Raw genomic sequence first — 18,435 nt, forward strand, 5'->3', positions numbered from 1 at the left:
AATTATCACCCCAGGAGCCACCATGTCTGACACGACCTTTCCCGATGTACTGGTGTTCGACGTCAACGAGACACTACTCGACATCACCACTCTCTCGCCGTTGTTCGCACGCGTGTTCGGTGATGAAAGCGTGTTGCGCGAATGGTTCGCACAGCTGGTGCTGTACTCGCAGACCATGACGCTCTCACAACGCTACACCCCCTTCGGTGCGCTCGGCGTGGGCGCCCTGAAGATGGTCGCCGACATCCATCAGGTCAGACTCGCGGATGACGATATCGATGAGCTCAAGTCGCGCATGGCCGAGATGCCGGCCCATCCCGATGTCGCCCCGGCGCTTGAGCGCCTCAAGCAGGCCGGTTTCCGCCTGGTGACGCTGACCAATTCCCCCGCAAGCGCCTCCCCGACGCCGCTTGAAAAGGCCGGTATCAGCGAGGCCTTCGAGCAGCATTTCAGCGTCGACAGCGTCAAGCAGTTCAAGCCGGCGCCGGCCACCTATCAGCATGTCGCCGAGCAGCTCGAGGTCGAGCTGGGCGACATGTGCATGATCGCCTGCCATGTGTGGGACACCATCGGTGCCCAGGCCGCCGGCATGCAGGGCGCCCTGCTGACGCGCCCGCACAATGCCGTGCTGCCCGCCGAGAATGTGCCGACCCCAGACTTCATCGCCGCGGAGCTGATGACCCTGGCGGACCAGCTGATCGCGGCCAGAGAGGCCTGAGCGAGCCCTGGCCTCTGAGCTCTCTTGCTAAGCTCTCTTTATAGACTCTCTTTCCAAACTCAGTTTCTCAGCTCTGTCTCTGAGTGCTGCCTTGTAACAACACGCCGCCCGCCCATTCGGTCGGGCGGCGTGACTGTGCCTGCCTTCCTGTTCGCCCTCTCCACCACCTCGTCGTTCGATCAGCCGCCGCACATGGCCGCCTTGGCGGAGCGCCCTCACTTGAGTGAACGAAAGGTCTTGAGCATCTCGTTACGGGTCGCCTGCAGCGCGGCCTGAATCTCCGCCCTGTGCTCGCTGATGCGCCATGAGGGGCCGACCACGGACACGGAGTAATGGCCCTGACTGGTCTCCAGGCCAATTGCGATCGCACCAACCCCCTGCATATGCTCATCCTCATCATGGCCGATGCCGGTGCGACGCACCTCGGCCAGTTGCGTCAGCAGTGCCGGCATCGCGAGGGTGTTATGCGTGTAGGCCATGAGATCCGTCCCCAGCAGGCGCTCCACCTGCTCATCCTCGAGATGCGAGAGCAACACCTTGCCGCTGGCTGTCGCATGCAATGACAGGAAGTTGCCGGCCATCGGCGATACCCGCAGCGGCAGCGGCGACAACACCGAGTGCAGTATCAGCAGCTCGTTGCCGCTCAGACTGCAGAGCACCACCGTTTCCTCGGTGGTGCCGCTCAACGCCTCCAGAAATGACTTGGCATGCGTGATGATATCGAGCTGGCTATGGCGCGCCAGCCGCATCAGCGCAGAGCCGAGCCGTATCCCGCCATGGCCGTGGATTTCCAGCAGGTCTTCCTGGGCCAGCGCATCGACCAGCCGCTTGACGGTCGAGCGCGGCAGATCGTTCATGGCGGCGATCTCCCCCAGGCTCATGCCCTGCTCACTGCCTTCCAGACTCTTGAGGATCGCCGCCACCCTGGCCACGACCTGCACGCCACTACCTTCTCTTGTGGACACAGACATAACTCCTTAACAAGCTAACTACTTGCCTAACTAAACCGCTGAGTGGTACAGTGTACCGCATTATGAGACACCCAAAGTGTCTAGCGCTTCACCTCAAAACGGGAACTCTACAGTGGCCGCTCCTCACCCCTTCAATCCACGACTCGCACTCGGTCTTGTGGGCATTCTGCTCGCATCGCTGATGTCCGGTGTGGGAGAGCGTGTCACGCAGACCGTCCTGACGGATGTGGTCGGACACTTCGGCTTCTCCCACGATGAGGGCAGCTGGCTGACCACGATCTACAGCGCGGCGGAAGTCTCGATGATGCTGCTTGCCGGCTGGCTGGCCGTCACCTTCAGCCTGCGCCGCTTCGCGATCGGTGCCTGCCTGGCACTGGCCCTGTTCTCGCTGCTGGTGCCTCTGGCCGACAGCTTCCCGCTGATGGCGGGGCTGCGCTTGGCCCAGGGCCTGGCCTCCGGCAGCATCCTGCCGCTGTTGATGATGTCAGCACTGCGCTTCCTGCCGTGGCATAGCAAGCTCTATGGCCTGTCGGCCTATGCGATGACGGCCACCTTCGGCCCTTATCTGTCGGCACCGCTGGCCGCTCTCTATGGCGACCTGGGCGACTGGAATCTGGTGTTCTGGGAAACCGCTCCGGTATGTATTCTCGCCGCCGCGCTGGTCTCCTGGGGCCTGCCGCAGGACCCGCTCAAGCTGGAACGCTGCAAGCAGTTCGACTGGCTCGGTGCCTTGCTGGGCGTCACCGCCCTGTGCGCGCTGGTCGCCGGCATGACTCAGGGTGAGCGACTCGACTGGGGCAACTCACCGTTGGTCGTCGCCCTGCTGACCACGGGCGGGCTGGTCTTCGTGACCTTCCTGATCCATGAGTGGTTCCACCCGATGCCGCTCTACAAGCTGCAGCTACTGGCACGCCGCAACTTTGCCTTCGGCATCATCACCCTATGTACCTTCATGTTCCTGCCCCTGGCCGCTGGCACCATTCCCGCCGCCTTCCTGGGGGAGGTGCAAGGTTATCGCCCCATGCAGCTGTTTCCGGTCATGTTGACCATGGCCCTGCCACAGCTGCTGCTGGCACCGCTGGTGGCGACACTGATCAACCGCAAGATCGTCGACAGCCGCTACGTGATGGCCACGGGCCTGGTGTTGATCCTGATCAGCTGCCTGCTGGGCTCGCAGCTCACCAGCGACTGGAATCGCGACAACTTCTATCTCATCGAGGTGCTCAACACCCTGGGTCAGCCGATGGTGGTGGTACCGCTGCTGATGAATGCCACCGGGGCGCTCAGCCCGCTGGAAGGGCCGTTCGCCACCGCGATGGTCAACTCGCTGCGCGCCCTGTTCACGGTGGTAGCCTCCACGGTCTACGGAAGCTTCCTCGTCACGCGTGAAGCCCTGCACACCACCCGCCTGGGCGAAGCACTCGGCCTGCAGGGCAATCAGCCCGCCGGACTCATCCAGGTCGACGCGGCAAGCGATATCACCACGCGCATCTCCGAGCAGGCCTCCGTGATGAGCTATGCGGATGCCTACCTCGCCATCATCCCCTTCGTGGTGGCGCTGCTGATACTGGTCATGGTGCTGCCGATCCGCGCCTATCCGCCCCAACCGGCACCGGCACCTCAACCAGAGCCAGCACAGCGCTCTCAGTCTCAGCCCTCTCAGTCTCAGCCCTCTCAAGCACAACCCTCCGGGGCATAGACACAGACACAGGCAACGGCAACCAGCTAGCCAGGATTCAGCCACTTCCCCCTTCTTCGACATAGACGACGAGATACGACACCGACATGAACAAGACACGTACCACCCTACTGTTGAGCGTTCTGGCGCTCCTGCTGGTCGCGACCTACGCGGGCCTCTACTGGAAGGGCCACGATGGCCGCGAAGCCACCAACAATGCCTATGTACGCGCCGATAGCGTGATGGTGACCACACGCGTCGCGGGCCAGATCGACAAGGTGCTGGTGGAAGACAATGAAGTGGTCAAGGAAGGCCAGATCCTGGCCACGCTGGATGACCGCGATTACCAGGCCTCCCTGCACTCCGCCCAGGCCGATCTCGCCGCCCAGCAGGCAGCGGTCGGTGACCTGGATGCCAACATCGAGCGTCAGCAAGCCGTCGTGCAGCAGTCCATCGCGGAAGTGAAGTCCACCCAGGCCTCACTGCGTTATGCGCGCAATGATGCCAAGCGTTACCGCAGCCTGCGCATGACCAACGCCGCCTCCCAGCAGGACAAGGAAAAGGCCGATGAACAGCAAGGCATCTGGGAAGCCAATCTCGTGCAGGCCCAGGCGGCTCAGCGCTCGGCGGAAAAGCAGATCGGCGTCCTTGAAGCCCAGCGCGTGGAAGCCCTGGCCGAGGTCGAACGCTCACGTGCAGCACTCGAGCAGGCGGAACTGAACACTGGCTATACCGTCATTCGTGCGCCGAAGGACGGCATCATCACCCAGCGCTCACTGCGTGTCGGTGCCTACGTGCAACCGGGTGATTCGCTGCTGGCCATCGTGCCGCACAAGGAAGCCTATGTCGTCGCCAACTATCTCGAGACCCAGATGGCCGAGATGGAGCCGGGCCAACCGGTCGAGATGACGCTGGATAGCCTGCCGGGCACGACCTTCACTGGCCATGTCGACAGCATCGCACCGGCCTCCAGCAGCGCCTTCTCGGCCGTGGCCAGCGAGAACGCCACCGGCAACTTCACCAAGATCACCCAGCGCATGCCGGTCAAGATCGTGTTCAACCCGAATCAGCCCGACTTCGACAAGGTACGCATCGGCATGTCCGTGATCGCCCATGTCACGACTCAGCAACAATCCTGATTCGACACGCGGCTCGGCGGGTGATTTCGCCGGCAACTCCCAGGCCATGTCACTCTGCCACGTGCCATGGCCACCAGAGCTGCCATACGAATGTCGCCGCACGAGTCCGGTGTCATCACCTGTGCCATCGGGTCTGAACCGAAAAGCCCCCGCGCGTCACTGACGCACGGGGGCTTTGTTCGTTATTGGCCAACACGCCCTCAGTCGGCGCTTGCGCATTGCCTACGACTGGCACAGCTGCCATGCGTCGTGGTCGATATCGAGCATGGCGGCGACAGCGGCCGAGGCCACGACATGCGTCTGGCCACTGGCCTCGTCATGCACATTGAGCCCGCCCTGCACCACCGTCACCTCGGCGCGCCCACGGGGAAGCTCGCGCGCTACCGCGTCCACATCCACGGCGTCCGGTTCCTGGACCGCGATGGTGACCTCGACGCGCATCTGGTGGTGATCGATGCCGAGTGACTGGAACATCACGATTGAGGAATGATGCAGGGCGTCATGCACCGCACGGCAGGCAGCCTTGGTGTAGTCCATGCCGTAGAGGTCATTGCCGGTGCCCATCTCGAGAATGATGCGTTGCTCGCTCATGACTGACCTCCTGCCGACTGCCCGGCCGTGGAAGAGGTGGTTGCCGCACCGGCGGCCGCCATGTCGAATGACACGATGATGGCGACGTTGGCGATCACGCTGACCCCGCTGCCATCCGGCTTGGCGACGTCCAGCCCGCCCTTGACCACGCGCACACTGGGCTGACCGTAGGGAAAGATGCCCAGCAGGGCATCACTGTCGACCTTGTCGGGCTTCTGCACGCCGATCTCGACCTCGATCAGCATCGCCTCCTTGGGGAAGCCGAAGGCGTCCGCCACGTTGAGCGAGTTGTGCCACAGGGCATCGCGGATGCCACGTGCCGCCGCCTCGGTGTAGTCTTGGCTGCGGATGGAGGTGCCCATGCCGAACTGGGTCACCATGCGTGTCTTGGCCACATTACCCCCTGATTTCCTGTCACGGAAAAGACGTACCACTCGCGCCGCCTATCAGCGCGGATGCTTGAAAAGCCCGATCACCCACCCTAGCCCGCCCAGCAGCAGGGCGCCCTGCCAATCTCCCCGGAACAGCTCGATCAGCGCCAGGACGATTGCCACCAACTGTGCGCTGCGCACCGGACTGACCGTCGCTATGGGCTTGCGGTCACCCTGCTCTGACATGCGGCCTCCCGTCGCTGGCCCGATGTCTTCATCAGGCGATGACAACGTGGCTCCATCGTTTCAGGAAAGCCTCAAGTAGAAAATACGACTTCCGTCCCCGAGCACCTGCCCCGGTCAGCTCATCGGGGCGTGTCAGGCGCCTCAAGCGCCAGCTGCCCCCAGAAGTGGCCGCTGCTGCGCGACAGCGTCGGGTCGTTCATCAGCCAGGCAAAGGTGGCCATGGGGTCGAGGTCGGCAAAGGTCTCGGGGTGCAGCCAGCGCGCGATGGCCTCCAGCGCGACGATGGCATAGGGCCCCTGGTGGAAGCCATGCCACAACGCCATCACCCGGCCCTGCTTGACGGCATCCAGTGACTGCCAGCCGGGCAATGTCTGCACCATGCGCGCCAGATCATGCTGGATATCCTCACCCGAGATGCCGATGCCGGCACGCAGGCCATCGCCCTTGGCCCACTGGCCACCGGTATTGAGAATCGCCTCGGGCGGGTGGGCCAGCACCCACTCCTTGCTGAGGGTGGCACCGCTGACCGGCGCCAGTTCAGCGGACAGATTGCGCCCGCCGGCCCGCGTGACCAGGTCCGCCACGCCGTTATGCAGATTGGTACGACAGCAATCCACCTTCACGCCCGGTGCGATGTTGATCAGCACACGCGGCCGATCGGCTATCGTCGCCAGACGTTCGTCAATCAGCGCCAGATGCGCCGCCATGGTGTCCTCCACCTCGCGGGCACGCGCCTCGACGCCGAGCACCTCGCCCAGCAGGCGCACGCTGACCGGAGTATCCTGCAGCGGATGATGATTGAACTCGACATACAGCCAGGGAGTGCCAACCTCATCCAGCAGCGCCGCCAGCGGCGAGCCTTCGATACGCGAACGCTGGGAGAGATCGAACAGTACCAGGTCCGGCGTCAACGCCAGCAGGGCCTCGCCTTCGAGGCTCGGCGTCGAGGCCCGACTCAGCGCTGGCAGCGTGGCAAGTTGTGGCCAGCGCGCCTCGAGACGCTCGGTCATCGCCGGGTCAAACACCGCCAGGGGATAGCCCCAGCCGACGATACGCTCAAGCGGCGCCTCCAGCAGCGTCAGCAGCGCATATAGCTGACGCGGCTGGGCGAGGAAAATGCGCTGCGGCGAGGACTCAAGCGTCACCTCGCGCCCGGCGAGATCCGTGACCTGACGCGGAAAGCTGGCCTGGGCCTGTTCAGTAGCGAAGGGCACCTTGGCGACCGGCTCGGCGGCATGGGCAAGGTTGCCCGGCGCGCTCGAGAAGGCCCCTGCGAAGACAGTGGCGAGTGCCAGCAGGCGGACACCTGCCAGTCTTGTGCGCCTCGCCATCATCGTCTGGCTCCGGCATCGCGCGTGATATGACCGATATCGGCCTGGGCCGAGTCGGCGACGCGATCGGTGAGCACCACCGGATGGCCCAGCGAGCAGCTCTCGATCCGTGCCTCGATCCCGTAGGCCTCACGCAGATGCTCGGCGGTGATCACCTCCCGCGGGGCCCCGGTGGCCAGCAGGCCGGAGGGTGCGAACAGGATGATCTGATCACAGAAACGCAGCGCCAGATTGATGTCGTGCAAGGCGATCAGGCAGATGGCCTGCTGCTCCTGTACCACGCCGCGCACGCCTTCGATCAAGGCCAGCTGCCAGCGCAGATCCAGCGCGCTGGTCGGCTCATCGAGCAGCAGCAGTTGCGGCTGGCGCACCAGCGCCTGGGCGAGACCGACCATCTGACGCTGGCCACCGGAGAGCGTGTCCATGCGCCGGAAGGCCAGAGAATGCAGCGACAGGCGTGCGAAGACCTGCTCGACCAGCGAATCCGTGGCCTCGCGGCTCAACTCGGCACGCGCCGCGCGACAGGCGCTGGCCACGGCTTCATAGGCCACCAGACTGGTCGGCTGCGGCAGCGTCTGCGGCAGGTAGCCGACATGACGCATGCGGTTCGCCCCGTGCAGCGACGACAGCGCAAGCTCCCCGAGGTGGATGTCGCCCTTGGCCGGGCGCATGCCGGCAATCGCCTTGAGGAAGGTCGACTTGCCGACCGCATTCGGCCCGAGCACCCCGACCAATGAGCCCGCCGGCAGCGGTGGCAGATCGAGTTGATCAAAGATCATGCGCCGCTGATAGCCGGTGGTCAGCTGCGAGATCTTCAAGGAGGCTTGCGAATCAAAGACGTGATGGCTCATCCCTGCCCCCTGCGCTGACCGAGCAGCAAGGCGAGGAAACAGGGAATGCCGATCAATGAGGTCACGATTCCTACCGGCAGCACCAGGCCAGGTACCAGTGACTCACTGGCCGTGGCGGCCAGGGACAGCACCAGCGCCCCCGCCAGCGCACTGCCGGGCAGGTAGAAGCGATGGTCTTCCCCCAGCGCCAGACGCGCCATGTGCGGCCCGACCAGACCGATGAAGCCGATGGTGCCGACAAAGGCCACCGCCACTGCCGCCAGCAGGCTGACACGCAACAGTGCCGTGCGGCGCAGGCGAGTGACCGGCACGCCAAAGCTGCGCGCATGGTCTTCCCCGGCACGCAGCGCTGTCAGCGCCCAGGCACGCCGCATGGCGAAGGGCAGGCAGACGACCAAGACGCTTGCGATGATCGCGACTCGCTCCCACGAGGCTTCCGACAGGCTGCCCATGGTCCAGAACACCAGCTGCTGCAGCGCATCGGGACTGGCCACGAACTGCACCAGCGCATTGACGGCGTTGAGCACGAAGACCAGCGCGATGCCGAACAGCACGATCACTTCGCGACTGGCGCCATACAGCGAGGCCACGGCATCGATGGCCAGAATCGACAGCGCCGCGAACACGAAGGCCATCAGCGCGATGGTGTAGCTGGGCGGCAGCCCCGGCAAGGCGACATCCAGGATGATGACCAGCGAGGCGCCAAGCGTCGCCGCGGCGCCCACACCCAACGTGAAGGGGCTGGCCAGGGCGTTGTTGAGCACGGTCTGCATCTCGGCGCCCGCAAGCCCCAGGGCTGCACCGACCAGCGCCGCCATCACCGCCGTCGGCAGACGAATCTGCCAGACGATGGCTTCATTGATCGGCCCGTGCGAACCGGGATTGATGAGTTCGCCCAGCAGATCAGACAGCGCGAGATCGGCAGGGCCGGTCATGATGTCGCCAAGGATGGCCAACAGCAGTGCCAGGCACAGCGCGGAGAGAATCACCACACGCTTCCAGGCGAAGCGCCGGTATTGCTGGGCGAGCGTAGGCGACGACTCAGGCGCTGAGGCCTGAGCGTGCGCGGGGGGGGACATCGGACGTTTTTCAATCACCAGCAAGGTCTGCCACTAGGAGGAGGAAGTGAACTTCCATGCATCAGGGCCCACCGGAGCCGCCAGGCGGCTCGGTTATCAGCATGAATCATGCGCAGATGATAATGATTGACGCCTGCAGTCACAATGCGCACGGCCGCGACGGGTGATATGCGCGACCCAGCTCACGTCCATTCAACCCAGCCTGGCGCCGCCGCCAGGCCTTCCCACACCCGCCCTGCTCACGTCCGCTTCGACAAGTACCTGGCTTAGCAAATGTCAGGCTCAGAAAATGTCAGGCTCGGAAAATGACAGACTCGATGAACAGGGCGGCAAAAACTTGGTAGCGTCCTGACGGGTTGCTATGTTCAAGATTCGCTCGCCCCTTCTCTTGCCCAGGAGCCTGACATGGCCCGCCTCACTGCAAAGGATTTTGCTCCCGAGTTGCTGGAGCTGTACGACGGATATGTGCATGGCAACATCACTCGCCGCCAGTTTCTGGATCGCGCGGCGGCCTTTGCCGTCGCGGGCATGACAGCCACCTCGATTCTGGCAAGCCTCAGCCCCGACTACGCGCTGGCTTCTCAGGTCGAGTTCACCGACCCCGACATCGTCGCCGAATACATCACCTATCCCTCCCCCGAGGGCCACGGCGAGGTGCGCGCCTATCTGGTGAAGCCCGCCAAGGCCAGCGGCCCGCTGCCGGGCGTGGTGGTGGTGCATGAGAACCGTGGCCTCAACCCCTATATCGAGGACGTGGCGCGCCGCGTGGCCAAGGCCGGCTATATCGCGCTGGCCCCGGATGGATTGAGCTCGGTGGGCGGCTATCCGGGCAACGACCCCAGGGGCAAGGAGCTGCAGGCACAGGTAGGCCCTGAAAAGCTGATGAACGACTTCTTCGCCGCCATCGATTACCTGATGAGCGAGGACCGCACCACCGGCAAGGTCGGCATTACCGGCTTCTGCTACGGCGGGGGCGTCTCCAATGCCGCCGCCGTGGCCTATCCTGAACTAGCCTGTGCCGTGCCCTTCTATGGCCGCCAGCCGCGCGCCGAGGAAGTCGCCGCCATCAAGGCCCCGCTGTTGCTGCACTATGCGGAGCACGATGAGCGCGTCAATGCCGGCTGGCCCGCCTATGAAGCCGCGCTTGAGGAACACGCCAAGGTCTATGAGGCCTACATCTACCCGGACACCCACCACGGCTTCCACAACGATTCGACGCCACGCTATGACGAACAGGCCGCCAGGCTCGCCTGGGCCAGAACGCTTGAGTGGTTTGCCAAGTATTTGACCTGATCCGCTCGACGCAATGTGGCTCCTCTCTGAACGACAAGGCCCGCACCCCATGCTTCATCCTTGGGGGGCGGGCCTTGTCATGAGCATGTCAGGACACCATCGGGCCGTCTTTCAGCTGCACAGCATGCCGCTGGCGACGATCTCGCTGAGCGTGCCCTTGCCGATGCCGCTGATGCGAGTCAGCTGAGCGCTGGAACTCCACGGGCGCTGCCGGATGATATCGGCGGCGCGTGCCGGCCCGATGTTGGGCAGGCGATCCAGCTGATCGGCGTTGGCGGTGTTGAGGTCGATACAGGTCTGACCCGCCGAACTGGAGGCGTTGGATGCACGACTGGCCACCTCTGTGCCCGCCGCCTGCGGCTGGCTGCCGTCCAGCGGCAGCAACGCCAGTGTCTCGCCGGTCACCGACAGATAGATCGGGGCGTGATCGGAGACATCGGCACGCGCCGCCTCATGACTGATACCCAGATAGTCCGGGAAGCGGAACACCTCGCCGCTGGCGCTGGGCCATTCGCTCGACACATACCAGATGTTGTCGTAGAGCGAGGCATAGCGGCCATCGCTCTTGGAGAGCGTCGTCGCGCCCTCGGTGATCAACGGGCGCAGGCCGAGGGTGCGCAGGTCTCCCCAAGCAGGCTCGTCCGGCGCCATGTTGAAGTCACCCATGATGATCGCCGGGGTACCGGGCGAGATTTCCTTCATCAGGTCGTAGATATCCGCCAGCGCACGGATTTCCGGCGCGCGATCCGCCTTGCTGTCGCCATAGACGATATGCACGTTGGCGGCGCTGAAGGCCCGCCCGCTGTCCTTCTCGACGAAGGTGGCCAGCAGCGGCTCGCGCGAGAACACATCCTCGGGATCGAGATAGACGGTAGCCCCGCCCTGATAGGCGATCGTCTTGTCGCGATACAGGTAGGCGTAACGCTCGGTATAGGTGCTGCGCCCGACCGCATGGCTGACCAGGCTGCCCCACTCATCGCCGGTCAGGGCTTCAAGCTGCTGCTCGAGCTCGCTGACGACCTCCTCCTTCATCACCTCCTGCAGGCCGATCAGGTCCATATGGCTTGCCACCGCCGCGACCTGTTCGAGATGCTTGCCGTTGTTCCAGCCGGCATGCTTCAGATTCCAGCTGGCGATCACCGCATCCGCCTGACTGCTGGCCGCAGCGCCCAGCAGTACGGGCACTGCCAGCGCCATCGCCACCCGTCTGACAATCCGCTCAAGTCGTGAGTCGCCAGACGGCTGCCGTCCGCGCGAGGGCTTGCTGCTGATGCTAGTACTATTGCTGCCGTTGCTGGTGCTGCCAGCGATATTGGAGTGATTGTTGCTCGAATTGCTGACGCTACCGCGCTGACCTGTGCGTATCACTGCATGACCCTTGACTGATGACTCGTACAAAAAAGACCGTAAGAGACTGTATCTTATGGGCTTGTCGTCAAGGTTTATAGAACCACGATATTATTTATTATCCTTTGCGCGACTCTTGATAGATAACAGAGAGCTCCCGCGTCACGTCAGCGCCGGCCCTTGCCACTTGACCTTTCAAAGCCAGCTTCTACTCTCGAGCGCTGATGCCTCCTTTCTCCAGTCACGAGATCCCATGACCCCATCGTCATCCCTTTCCCCCGGCAGCCTGCTGAATCAGCTGCGCCAGACCACTCCGCTGGTGCACAACATCACCAATCATGTCGCGATGACGCCGACCGCCAACACCCTGCTGGCCATCGGTGCCTCGCCGTTGATGGCGCATGCACAGCAGGAAATCCAGGAGATCTCCGCCATCAGTGCAGCGCTGTCGATCAATATCGGTACCCTCTCACCCAGCTGGATCGAGGCCATGCAGCTGGCCGCGATGTGCGCCCACCGCGATGGCAAACCCTGGGTGCTGGACCCCGTCGGCATCGGCGCCTCCAGCCTGCGCCAGTATGCCTGCCGCTCGCTGCTGGAATATCGCCCCAGCGTGATTCGCGCCAATGCCTCCGAAGTGCTGGCGCTGGTCGGTGAGATGAATCAGGGCCGCGGCGTGGACAGTGGCGATGATGGTGAGGATGCGCAGGAGCGCGCCTATCGGGCAGCCGTCGCCCTGGCGCGCGCGCAGAATTGCGTGGTGGCAATGACTGGCCGTGTCGATATCGTCACCGATGGCAAGCGCCAAATCACGGTTCAAGGTGGCCATGCGCTGATGGGCCGCGTCACTGCCATGGGCTGCGCGCTGAGCAGCGTGGTCGCCGCCTTCCTCGCCGCCTCCCTCGCCGGACATGACGAGCCCCTGCAGGCCACCGCCGCCGCGCTGGCCTGTTACGCCGAGGCCGGTGAGACGGCGGGCCAGTCAGCGCAAGGGCCGGGCAGCTTCGTGCCACGCTTCATGGATGCCCTGTATACTCTCGACGCCGATTCCACCCTGCTAGCCTCTCGTCTGGAGCTGACCGATGTCACTTGATCTATCCCTTTACCTGGTCACCGACCCCGCGCTGTGCGCCGAGCGCGGCCTGGAAGCCACCGTGATGGCCGCCGTACGCGGTGGCGTCAGTGTCGTGCAGCTGCGCGACAAGTACGCCAGCGACGAGGAGATGATCGCCCAGGCCATCCGCCTCAAGGCGCTGCTGGACGAGTACGAGGTACCGCTGATCATCAATGACCGCATCGAGGTCGCGCTGGCCAGTGGCGCCGATGGCCTGCACATCGGTCAGAGCGATGGCGACCCGGTCGAGGCGCGTCGCCGTCTCGGCGAGGACGCCTTGATCGGCCTGTCGGTACAGACGCTTGAGCAGCTCAAGGCCGTCGATGTCGAGCGCATCGACTACCTCGGCCTCGGCCCGGTCCATGCCACCCCGACCAAGCCGGATCATGCCGCGCCGCTGGGCATCGAGGGGCTCACGCAGCTCGTGCGCTCAAGCCCGCTGCCGACGGTCGCCATCGGCGGTATCTCGCTGGCCAATGCCGGCGAAGTCATGACCAGCGGCACCGACGGCCTCGCCGTCGTATCGGCGCTGTGCAGTGCCGAAGACCCCGCCGCGGCCGCCCAGCAATTCCTGGCGCAGTATCCTTTCTGATCTGATCCCACCCATCAGATAGAGACGCCAACGCCCGCCATGGTCAGTCATGGCGGGCGTTGGCGTCTTTGCTATCTGAGGGCTTGAGCTGATTGAACTGCTTGAGCGGATCAGCTGGCCGCCAGGTCACTCTCGGCATTCGCCACCAGCGCGAACTCCTCCTCGGCGGTCTTCGCCACCAGTCGATGACGGCTGAAGATGGTGTAGTAGGCGATGCCCACCACGAACAGCACCACGGTGTAATTGAAGGCACGCGGGTCGAAGGCATAGACCCCGGTCAGCGCGATCAGCGAGAGCACCAGTGCGATGGCGGACGTCACGATGCCGCCCGGCGTGCGATAGGGACGCTCCAGCGCCGGCTGACGCAGCCGCAGCAGGATATGGCTGGCCGCCATCAGCGCGTAGGAGACTGTCGCCCCCACCACCGCCATGCCCAGGATCAGATCGCCCTCGCCAGTCAGCGAGACCAGGAACCCGAAGATGCCCGGCACTACCAGCGCCCAGGTCGGCGCCTTGCGCTTGCTGGTCAGCGACAGCGTCTTGGGCAGGTAGCCGGCTCGTGACAGCGCGAACACCAGACGGCTGTAGCCGTAGATGATCGAGAAGAACGACGCCACCAGCCCCGCCAGGGCCAGCACATTGACCAGCGTTGCCAGCCCTTCACTGCCGGTCGCGTTCAGCGCATCCACCAGCGGCACGGCACTGCTGCCGATCGCCTCGGCACCGGCGGCACCGGCCAGCAGGAAGACGACGAGCACGGCGGTGAACATCAGAAACAGCATGGCGCCGATGATGCCACGCGGAACATCACGAACCGGATTGCGCGATTCCTCTGCCGCCAGCGGCACCCCTTCCACGGCCAGGAACAGCCACATGCCGAAGGGCAGCGCCGCCCAGATGCCATACCAGCCATTGGGCATGAAGTCGCTGGCCCCCCAGGCGTCGGTAGGTGCGATGTCGAACAGGCGACTGCTATCGAAGTCACCGATCAGCGCGACGGCGGTGGCAATGATCGCGAACACCGCCAGGCCGCTGATCACCATCATCACCTTGAGCGCCTCGCCGACCCCCGCCAGGTGGATGCCGATGAACACCAGATAGAAGATGGCGTAGATGATCGGGCCATTGATCCCCAGCAGCGACTCCACCGCGCTGCCGATGAAGATGACGATGGCCGCGGGTGCCAGCGCATATTCGATCAATACCGCGAGGCCGGTGAGATAGCCGCCAGCCGGGCCCATGGCCTGACGCGCGAAGCTGTAACCGCCGCCGGCGGCCGGAATGGCCGCTGACATTTCCGCCAGCGACAGCACCAGCGCCAGATACATGATGCCCATCAGCAGCGCCGCGATCGCGAAGCCGCCCCAGCCCGCCTCGCCGATACCGAAATTCCAGCCGGCGAAATCGCCGGAGATCACATAGGAGACCCCGAGTCCCGCCAGCAGGACCCAACCTGCCGTGCCCTTCTTCAACTGGCGTCTGGCCAGATAGTCCTGCTCATTCGTGTCGTGATGCGTGTCGCGAGTCATGGTGCCGCCTTGTTGCCGTCAAGCATTGTCATTGTTGGATCGGGAGTTTCCCGCTGCTGCGCTGCCGTCCCGTCAGGACAGCAGAAAGTTCTGGATACCGCCCCCGCTCTCCAGCGAGTTGTCGCCACTTCTGTCCTTGAGCCCCACCCCGGTGAGACCGAGCTTGCGTGCCTCGCGCAATAGGTAGTGCAGACGCTGGGCGGCCATGGCGAAGTCGAGCCCTGCCGGGCGCACGTTGGAGATGCAGTTGCGGCTGGCATCGCTCAGGCCGACGCGCGGCTGCCAGGTCAGATAGAGGCCGAGGCTGTCCGGAGAGCTGAGGCCGGGGCGCTCGCCGACCATCACCAGCACCGCCCGCGCCTTGAGCAGCTCACCGACTTCATCGCCGATCGCGACCCGCCCCTGCTCCACCACGCTGATCGGTGTGAGCGTCCAGGCATCCGGGCCATCCTCGGCAAGCGTTTCCAGCAATGCCGCGATGAAGGGCGCGGCGTTGTTCTGTACCGCCAGAGACGAGAGCCCATCGACGACCACGATGGCCAGATCCGCAGGCTCCGCTGCGAGGCTGGACAGCTGCCCACACGAGGTCTCATCAAGACGCCGGCCGTAGTCGGGGCGTTGCAGATAGGTGGTGCGGTCTACGGCGCGGCTATGCAGATGCTGGATGTCCGGGGCGTTCTCGAGTGCAGGCAGTTGCTGGAGATCCTCGATCAGTCGAGGAATCTCCAGCGGCAGGTGGACGGCGTCCTGGGCGCGGGCGTGCGCCAGCTGGAATTCCAGCGAACGATTGGTCGGCAGGCTGATGCCGGCACGGCCCAGGCCGATGCGCGCATCCGTGAACTGGCCAAGCCGTTGCCAGGCATTGGGCGTGACGATGGCATCAGGTTCGAGGCTGCGCGAGAGTGCGTCAGCAGAGGGCTGGTCATGGCTCATGCGTCACCTCCGGATACCTGACGCAGGGAATCGGCAAAGCAGGACGGCATGTCAGTGGGCAGCTTCTGCTGGGCGACATCGGTGAAGATCTGCATCTCCTCGAGCCAGGCGGCGAATTCCGGCGCCGGGCCCAGGCCCAGTACCCGCCGGGCATAGAGGGCATCGTGGAAGGAGGTGGTCTGATAGTTGAGCATGATGTCATCCGAGCCGGGGATGCCCATGATGAAGTTGCAGCCCGCCACCCCGAGCAGCGTCAGCAAGGTATCCATGTCGTTCTGATCGGCATCGGCATGATTGGTGTAGCAGATGTCGCAGCCCATCGGCAGGCCCAGCAACTTGCCGCAGAAGTGGTCCTCAAGCCCCGCGCGGATGATCTCCTTGCCATTGAACAGATACTCGGGACCGATGAAGCCGACCACGGTGTTCACCAGCAACGGCGAGTACTTGCGGGCCACTGCATAGGCGCGCGCCTCGCAGGTCTGCTGGTCCAGGCCGTGATGGGCATCGGCGGACAGCGCACTGCCCTGACCGGTCTCGAAATACATCACGTTGTCGCCCACCGTGCCGCGCTTGAGCGACAGCGCGGCCTGCTGCGCCTCTTCCAGCACGCAAAGCTCGACACCGAAGCTCTCGTTGGTGGCCTGGGTGCCGCCGATGGACTGGAAGACAAGATCCACCGGGGCGCCCTGCTCGATGCATTCAATGGTATTGGTGACATGGGTCAGCACGCAGGACTGGGTAGGAATCGAATACTTCTGGATCACCTCATCCATCAGGCGCATCAGCTTGATGCTCTGGGCCACGTTGTCGGTGGCCGGATTGATGCCGATCACGGCGTCGCCGTTGCCGTAGAGCAGACCATCGAGAATGCTGGCGGCGATACCGGTGACGTCATCGGTAGGATGATTGGGCTGCAGGCGGGTCGAGAGATGGCCGCTCTTGCCGATGGTATTGCGAAAGGCCGTGACCACCTCGCACTTCCTTGCGACCAGAATCAGATCCTGATTGCGCATCAGCTTGCTGACCGCGGCGGCCATTTCGGGGGTAATGCCGGCACGCACCTGCGCCAGCATCGCCGGCGTCGCGAGGTCACTCAGCAGCCAGTTGCGGAAGTCGCCGACGGTGAGATGCGCGATCGGCAGGAACGCCACCGGATCATGCTCATCAATGATCAGGCGGGTGATGTCGTCCTGTTCGTAGGGAATCAGCACGTCTTCGAGGAAGGTCTTGAGGGGCAGCTCCGCCAGACACAGCTGCGCGACGACTCGCTCCTCGGCGGTTTCCGCGATCACACCAGCAAGACGATCTCCGGAGCGGGCGGGCGTCGCCTTGGCCATCAACTCCGCCAGATTGGCGAAACGATGGACCTAACTGCCCAGGGTATAACGGTACTCGCGGCTCATGGAAAATTCCTTGCACTGACAGATGTCATTTCATCTCAGTCGGTTTGCAGGAATCACGCCAATATCTCTCCATGCCTCTTTGGTCCCGCATGCGCCTTGAAGCCGCATTGCATAGGGCTGCGCTAGCACCACTATGGTGCATGCCCGCGTTCACGCTCGGTGCAGTGAGTCGCGGGGGTCAGCCGCGTGCGCCCCCCAGCTTCGTGATGATCGCCTCGCGATGCTTGAGCGAGGCCACCCCGGCCTCACCCAGCTTGCTGGCCACCTCGCTGAGCAGACCTTCGGCGAGGAACATGAAGGCGCTCATGCTGTTGCTATAAAAAAGGCTGTGATTGGGCACATGGAAGCTGTAGCGCGCCAGCGGCTCCAGCGGAGAACTGGCCGAATCGGTCAGCGCAATCACCTCGACACCACGCTCCACCGCCACCTCGGCGCAGGCCACCACGCTTGGGGTATAGGGGAAGCAACTGGCCACCACCAGCACATCACCCGCCGTCAGCTGAGCCAGCGCATCCGCCACGCCCTGACGACTGGCGTCCAGCGGTGCCACGTCCGGGCGCAGCATGCCCAGCCCATAGGCCATGAACAGTGCCAGGGAATTGAACTGGCGCATGCCGTGCAGGCGCACGCGCGGTGCCTCGGCCAGCAAGGTGGTCGCGGCCTCGAAGGCCGCGGCGTCCACCTTCTCGAGCATGCCGAGAATGTTGGCGCTTTCCTGACGCCCCAGCCGCGCAAGCTGCGCCATGGCACCACTGTCGGCATCACGTGACGACAGTCGCGCCGCCTGCTGACTGTAGAAATGCTCGCCATCCGTCACCGCCTGACGGAAGACAGCCTGAAATCGGCTGAAGCCCTCGTAACCCAGCCGCTGGGCCAGACGCGAGAAGGTCGAGGCGTTCACGCCGGTCAGCTCCGCCAGCTGGCTGATGGAAGACACCGCCGTGCGTTGCGGGGACTCGATCAGCACCGCCAGCACACGCCGGGAACTCGCGCCGAGGCGGATATCCACCTCACGGCGATCAATCGCCACCAGCAGCTGCTTCAACCCCTCCAGGGTCTCCGGCGGCGAGTCAGGGGATACGGGCCCGGGGGCTTGTGAGGATGGGGGCATGGGACGCCTCCTTGGCAAGGGACAGGACAGATGGCGGCAACGGTAGCATCTCTGGCCGGTCGAGACCGAAGATTCAGGCGACTTCATGCAATGATTTATTGCATAAAACATAAATGCACTACATATTTGCATTACACC

At 64.1% G+C, this 18,435-nt stretch carries 17 protein-coding genes and 1 pseudogene; 6 read left to right on the forward strand and 12 right to left on the reverse strand.

The features are described 5' to 3' along the window. The first annotated feature begins 22 nt into the window (after positions 1 to 22). Complete coding sequence (locus tag AC5WNI_RS10865; protein ID WP_368449391.1) at positions 23 to 718, forward strand: haloacid dehalogenase type II; 696 nt, start codon at positions 23 to 25, stop codon at positions 716 to 718. A gap of 215 nt (positions 719 to 933) precedes the next feature. On the opposite strand, the gene AC5WNI_RS10870 is transcribed toward AC5WNI_RS10865, so the two are convergent. Continuing rightward, entirely contained in the window at positions 934 to 1,683 is a 750-nt protein-coding gene (locus AC5WNI_RS10870) for an IclR family transcriptional regulator (RefSeq protein ID WP_217485853.1), read from the reverse strand. 118 nt (positions 1,684 to 1,801) lie between these two features. On the opposite strand from AC5WNI_RS10870, the gene AC5WNI_RS10875 reads away from it, so the two are divergent. Further along, positions 1,802 to 3,388, forward strand: coding sequence for an MFS transporter (locus AC5WNI_RS10875; RefSeq protein WP_487886114.1), 1,587 nt, complete (start codon positions 1,802 to 1,804; stop codon positions 3,386 to 3,388). An 86-nt stretch (positions 3,389 to 3,474) separates the two neighbouring features. Next, positions 3,475 to 4,506, forward strand: coding sequence for an HlyD family secretion protein (locus AC5WNI_RS10880; protein WP_487886115.1), 1,032 nt, complete (start codon positions 3,475 to 3,477; stop codon positions 4,504 to 4,506). A gap of 222 nt (positions 4,507 to 4,728) precedes the next feature. On the opposite strand, the gene AC5WNI_RS10885 is transcribed toward AC5WNI_RS10880, so the two are convergent. From AC5WNI_RS10885 to AC5WNI_RS10910, 6 genes are all read right to left on the reverse strand, one after another. After that, positions 4,729 to 5,097 carry a Lin0512 family protein gene (locus AC5WNI_RS10885; protein WP_175089518.1) on the reverse strand — a complete coding sequence of 123 codons (369 nt, stop codon included), beginning with the start codon at positions 5,095 to 5,097 and terminating at the stop codon, positions 4,729 to 4,731. Next, the gene (locus AC5WNI_RS10890) at positions 5,094 to 5,492 is read right to left on the reverse strand and encodes a Lin0512 family protein (protein ID WP_487886116.1); all 399 of its coding nucleotides are present in this window, start codon (positions 5,490 to 5,492) and stop codon (positions 5,094 to 5,096) included. Before AC5WNI_RS10890 ends, AC5WNI_RS10885 begins: the two co-directional genes overlap by 4 nt. Before the next feature lie 51 nt (positions 5,493 to 5,543). Beyond that, on the reverse strand, positions 5,544 to 5,714 hold the full coding sequence (locus AC5WNI_RS10895) for a hypothetical protein (RefSeq protein ID WP_285461560.1): 171 nt from the start codon (positions 5,712 to 5,714) through the stop codon (positions 5,544 to 5,546). Positions 5,715 to 5,833: 119 nt separating this feature from the next. Continuing rightward, a complete protein-coding gene (locus tag AC5WNI_RS10900) occupies positions 5,834 to 7,048 on the reverse strand; it encodes an ABC transporter substrate-binding protein (protein WP_487886117.1) in 1,215 nt (404 codons plus the stop codon). Continuing rightward, a complete protein-coding gene (locus AC5WNI_RS10905; RefSeq protein ID WP_175089516.1) occupies positions 7,045 to 7,896 on the reverse strand; it encodes an ABC transporter ATP-binding protein in 852 nt (283 codons plus the stop codon). Before AC5WNI_RS10905 ends, AC5WNI_RS10900 begins: the two co-directional genes overlap by 4 nt. Further along, positions 7,893 to 8,975, reverse strand: coding sequence for a FecCD family ABC transporter permease (locus AC5WNI_RS10910; RefSeq protein WP_175089515.1), 1,083 nt, complete (start codon positions 8,973 to 8,975; stop codon positions 7,893 to 7,895). The genes AC5WNI_RS10905 and AC5WNI_RS10910 overlap by 4 nt, the downstream gene beginning before the upstream one ends. A 405-nt stretch (positions 8,976 to 9,380) precedes the next feature. On the opposite strand from AC5WNI_RS10910, the gene yghX reads away from it, so the two are divergent. After that, positions 9,381 to 10,268, forward strand: coding sequence for a YghX family hydrolase (gene yghX, locus AC5WNI_RS10915; protein ID WP_495928453.1), 888 nt, complete (start codon positions 9,381 to 9,383; stop codon positions 10,266 to 10,268). 111 nt (positions 10,269 to 10,379) lie between these two features. Here yghX and AC5WNI_RS10920 read toward each other — a convergent pair whose 3' ends face one another. After that, a complete protein-coding gene (locus AC5WNI_RS10920; RefSeq protein ID WP_495928454.1) occupies positions 10,380 to 11,636 on the reverse strand; it encodes an endonuclease/exonuclease/phosphatase family protein in 1,257 nt (418 codons plus the stop codon). A gap of 232 nt (positions 11,637 to 11,868) precedes the next feature. Here AC5WNI_RS10920 and thiM point away from each other — a divergent pair, with 232 nt between their 5' ends. Both thiM and thiE read left to right on the forward strand, forming a co-directional pair. Next, complete coding sequence (thiM, locus tag AC5WNI_RS10925) at positions 11,869 to 12,708, forward strand: hydroxyethylthiazole kinase (RefSeq protein WP_495928455.1); 840 nt, start codon at positions 11,869 to 11,871, stop codon at positions 12,706 to 12,708. Continuing rightward, positions 12,698 to 13,321 carry a thiamine phosphate synthase gene (thiE, locus tag AC5WNI_RS10930; RefSeq protein WP_368449404.1) on the forward strand — a complete coding sequence of 208 codons (624 nt, stop codon included), beginning with the start codon at positions 12,698 to 12,700 and terminating at the stop codon, positions 13,319 to 13,321. The genes thiM and thiE overlap by 11 nt, the downstream gene beginning before the upstream one ends. 110 nt (positions 13,322 to 13,431) lie before the next feature. On the opposite strand, the gene eat is transcribed toward thiE, so the two are convergent. The 4 genes and pseudogenes from eat to AC5WNI_RS10950 form a co-directional block, all read right to left on the reverse strand. Next, positions 13,432 to 14,850, reverse strand: coding sequence for an ethanolamine permease (gene eat / locus AC5WNI_RS10935; RefSeq protein ID WP_487886121.1), 1,419 nt, complete (start codon positions 14,848 to 14,850; stop codon positions 13,432 to 13,434). A 72-nt stretch (positions 14,851 to 14,922) separates the two neighbouring features. Then, complete coding sequence (gene eutC / locus AC5WNI_RS10940) at positions 14,923 to 15,783, reverse strand: ethanolamine ammonia-lyase subunit EutC (protein WP_285461552.1); 861 nt, start codon at positions 15,781 to 15,783, stop codon at positions 14,923 to 14,925. Next, a pseudogene (locus AC5WNI_RS10945) lies at positions 15,780 to 17,186 on the reverse strand (ethanolamine ammonia-lyase subunit EutB). The gene eutC and the pseudogene AC5WNI_RS10945 overlap by 4 nt, the downstream one beginning before the upstream one ends. Before the next feature lie 178 nt (positions 17,187 to 17,364). Further along, positions 17,365 to 18,297 carry a MurR/RpiR family transcriptional regulator gene (locus AC5WNI_RS10950; protein ID WP_175089508.1) on the reverse strand — a complete coding sequence of 311 codons (933 nt, stop codon included), beginning with the start codon at positions 18,295 to 18,297 and terminating at the stop codon, positions 17,365 to 17,367. Positions 18,298 to 18,435 lie beyond the last annotated feature (138 nt).

Source organism: Cobetia sp. PDI-12MA (assembly GCF_059507695.1).

What these genes read in the sequence shown, in the direction of transcription:
- AC5WNI_RS10865 (WP_368449391.1), top strand. Translation starts at nt 23, where the DNA reads ATGTCTGACACGACCTTTCCCGATGTACTGGTGTTCGACGTCAACGAG.
- AC5WNI_RS10880 (WP_487886115.1), top strand. Translation starts at nt 3,475, where the DNA reads ATGAACAAGACACGTACCACCCTACTGTTGAGCGTTCTGGCGCTCCTG.
- AC5WNI_RS10885 (WP_175089518.1), bottom strand. Translation starts at nt 5,097, where the DNA reads ATGAGCGAGCAACGCATCATTCTCGAGATGGGCACCGGCAATGACCTC.
- AC5WNI_RS10895 (WP_285461560.1), bottom strand. Translation starts at nt 5,714, where the DNA reads ATGTCAGAGCAGGGTGACCGCAAGCCCATAGCGACGGTCAGTCCGGTG.
- AC5WNI_RS10900 (WP_487886117.1), bottom strand. Translation starts at nt 7,048, where the DNA reads ATGATGGCGAGGCGCACAAGACTGGCAGGTGTCCGCCTGCTGGCACTC.
- AC5WNI_RS10905 (WP_175089516.1), bottom strand. Translation starts at nt 7,896, where the DNA reads ATGAGCCATCACGTCTTTGATTCGCAAGCCTCCTTGAAGATCTCGCAG.
- AC5WNI_RS10910 (WP_175089515.1), bottom strand. Translation starts at nt 8,975, where the DNA reads ATGTCCCCCCCCGCGCACGCTCAGGCCTCAGCGCCTGAGTCGTCGCCT.
- yghX (WP_495928453.1), top strand. Translation starts at nt 9,381, where the DNA reads ATGGCCCGCCTCACTGCAAAGGATTTTGCTCCCGAGTTGCTGGAGCTG.
- thiM (WP_495928455.1), top strand. Translation starts at nt 11,869, where the DNA reads ATGACCCCATCGTCATCCCTTTCCCCCGGCAGCCTGCTGAATCAGCTG.
- thiE (WP_368449404.1), top strand. Translation starts at nt 12,698, where the DNA reads ATGTCACTTGATCTATCCCTTTACCTGGTCACCGACCCCGCGCTGTGC.
- eat (WP_487886121.1), bottom strand. Translation starts at nt 14,850, where the DNA reads ATGACTCGCGACACGCATCACGACACGAATGAGCAGGACTATCTGGCC.
- eutC (WP_285461552.1), bottom strand. Translation starts at nt 15,783, where the DNA reads ATGAGCCATGACCAGCCCTCTGCTGACGCACTCTCGCGCAGCCTCGAA.
- AC5WNI_RS10950 (WP_175089508.1), bottom strand. Translation starts at nt 18,297, where the DNA reads ATGCCCCCATCCTCACAAGCCCCCGGGCCCGTATCCCCTGACTCGCCG.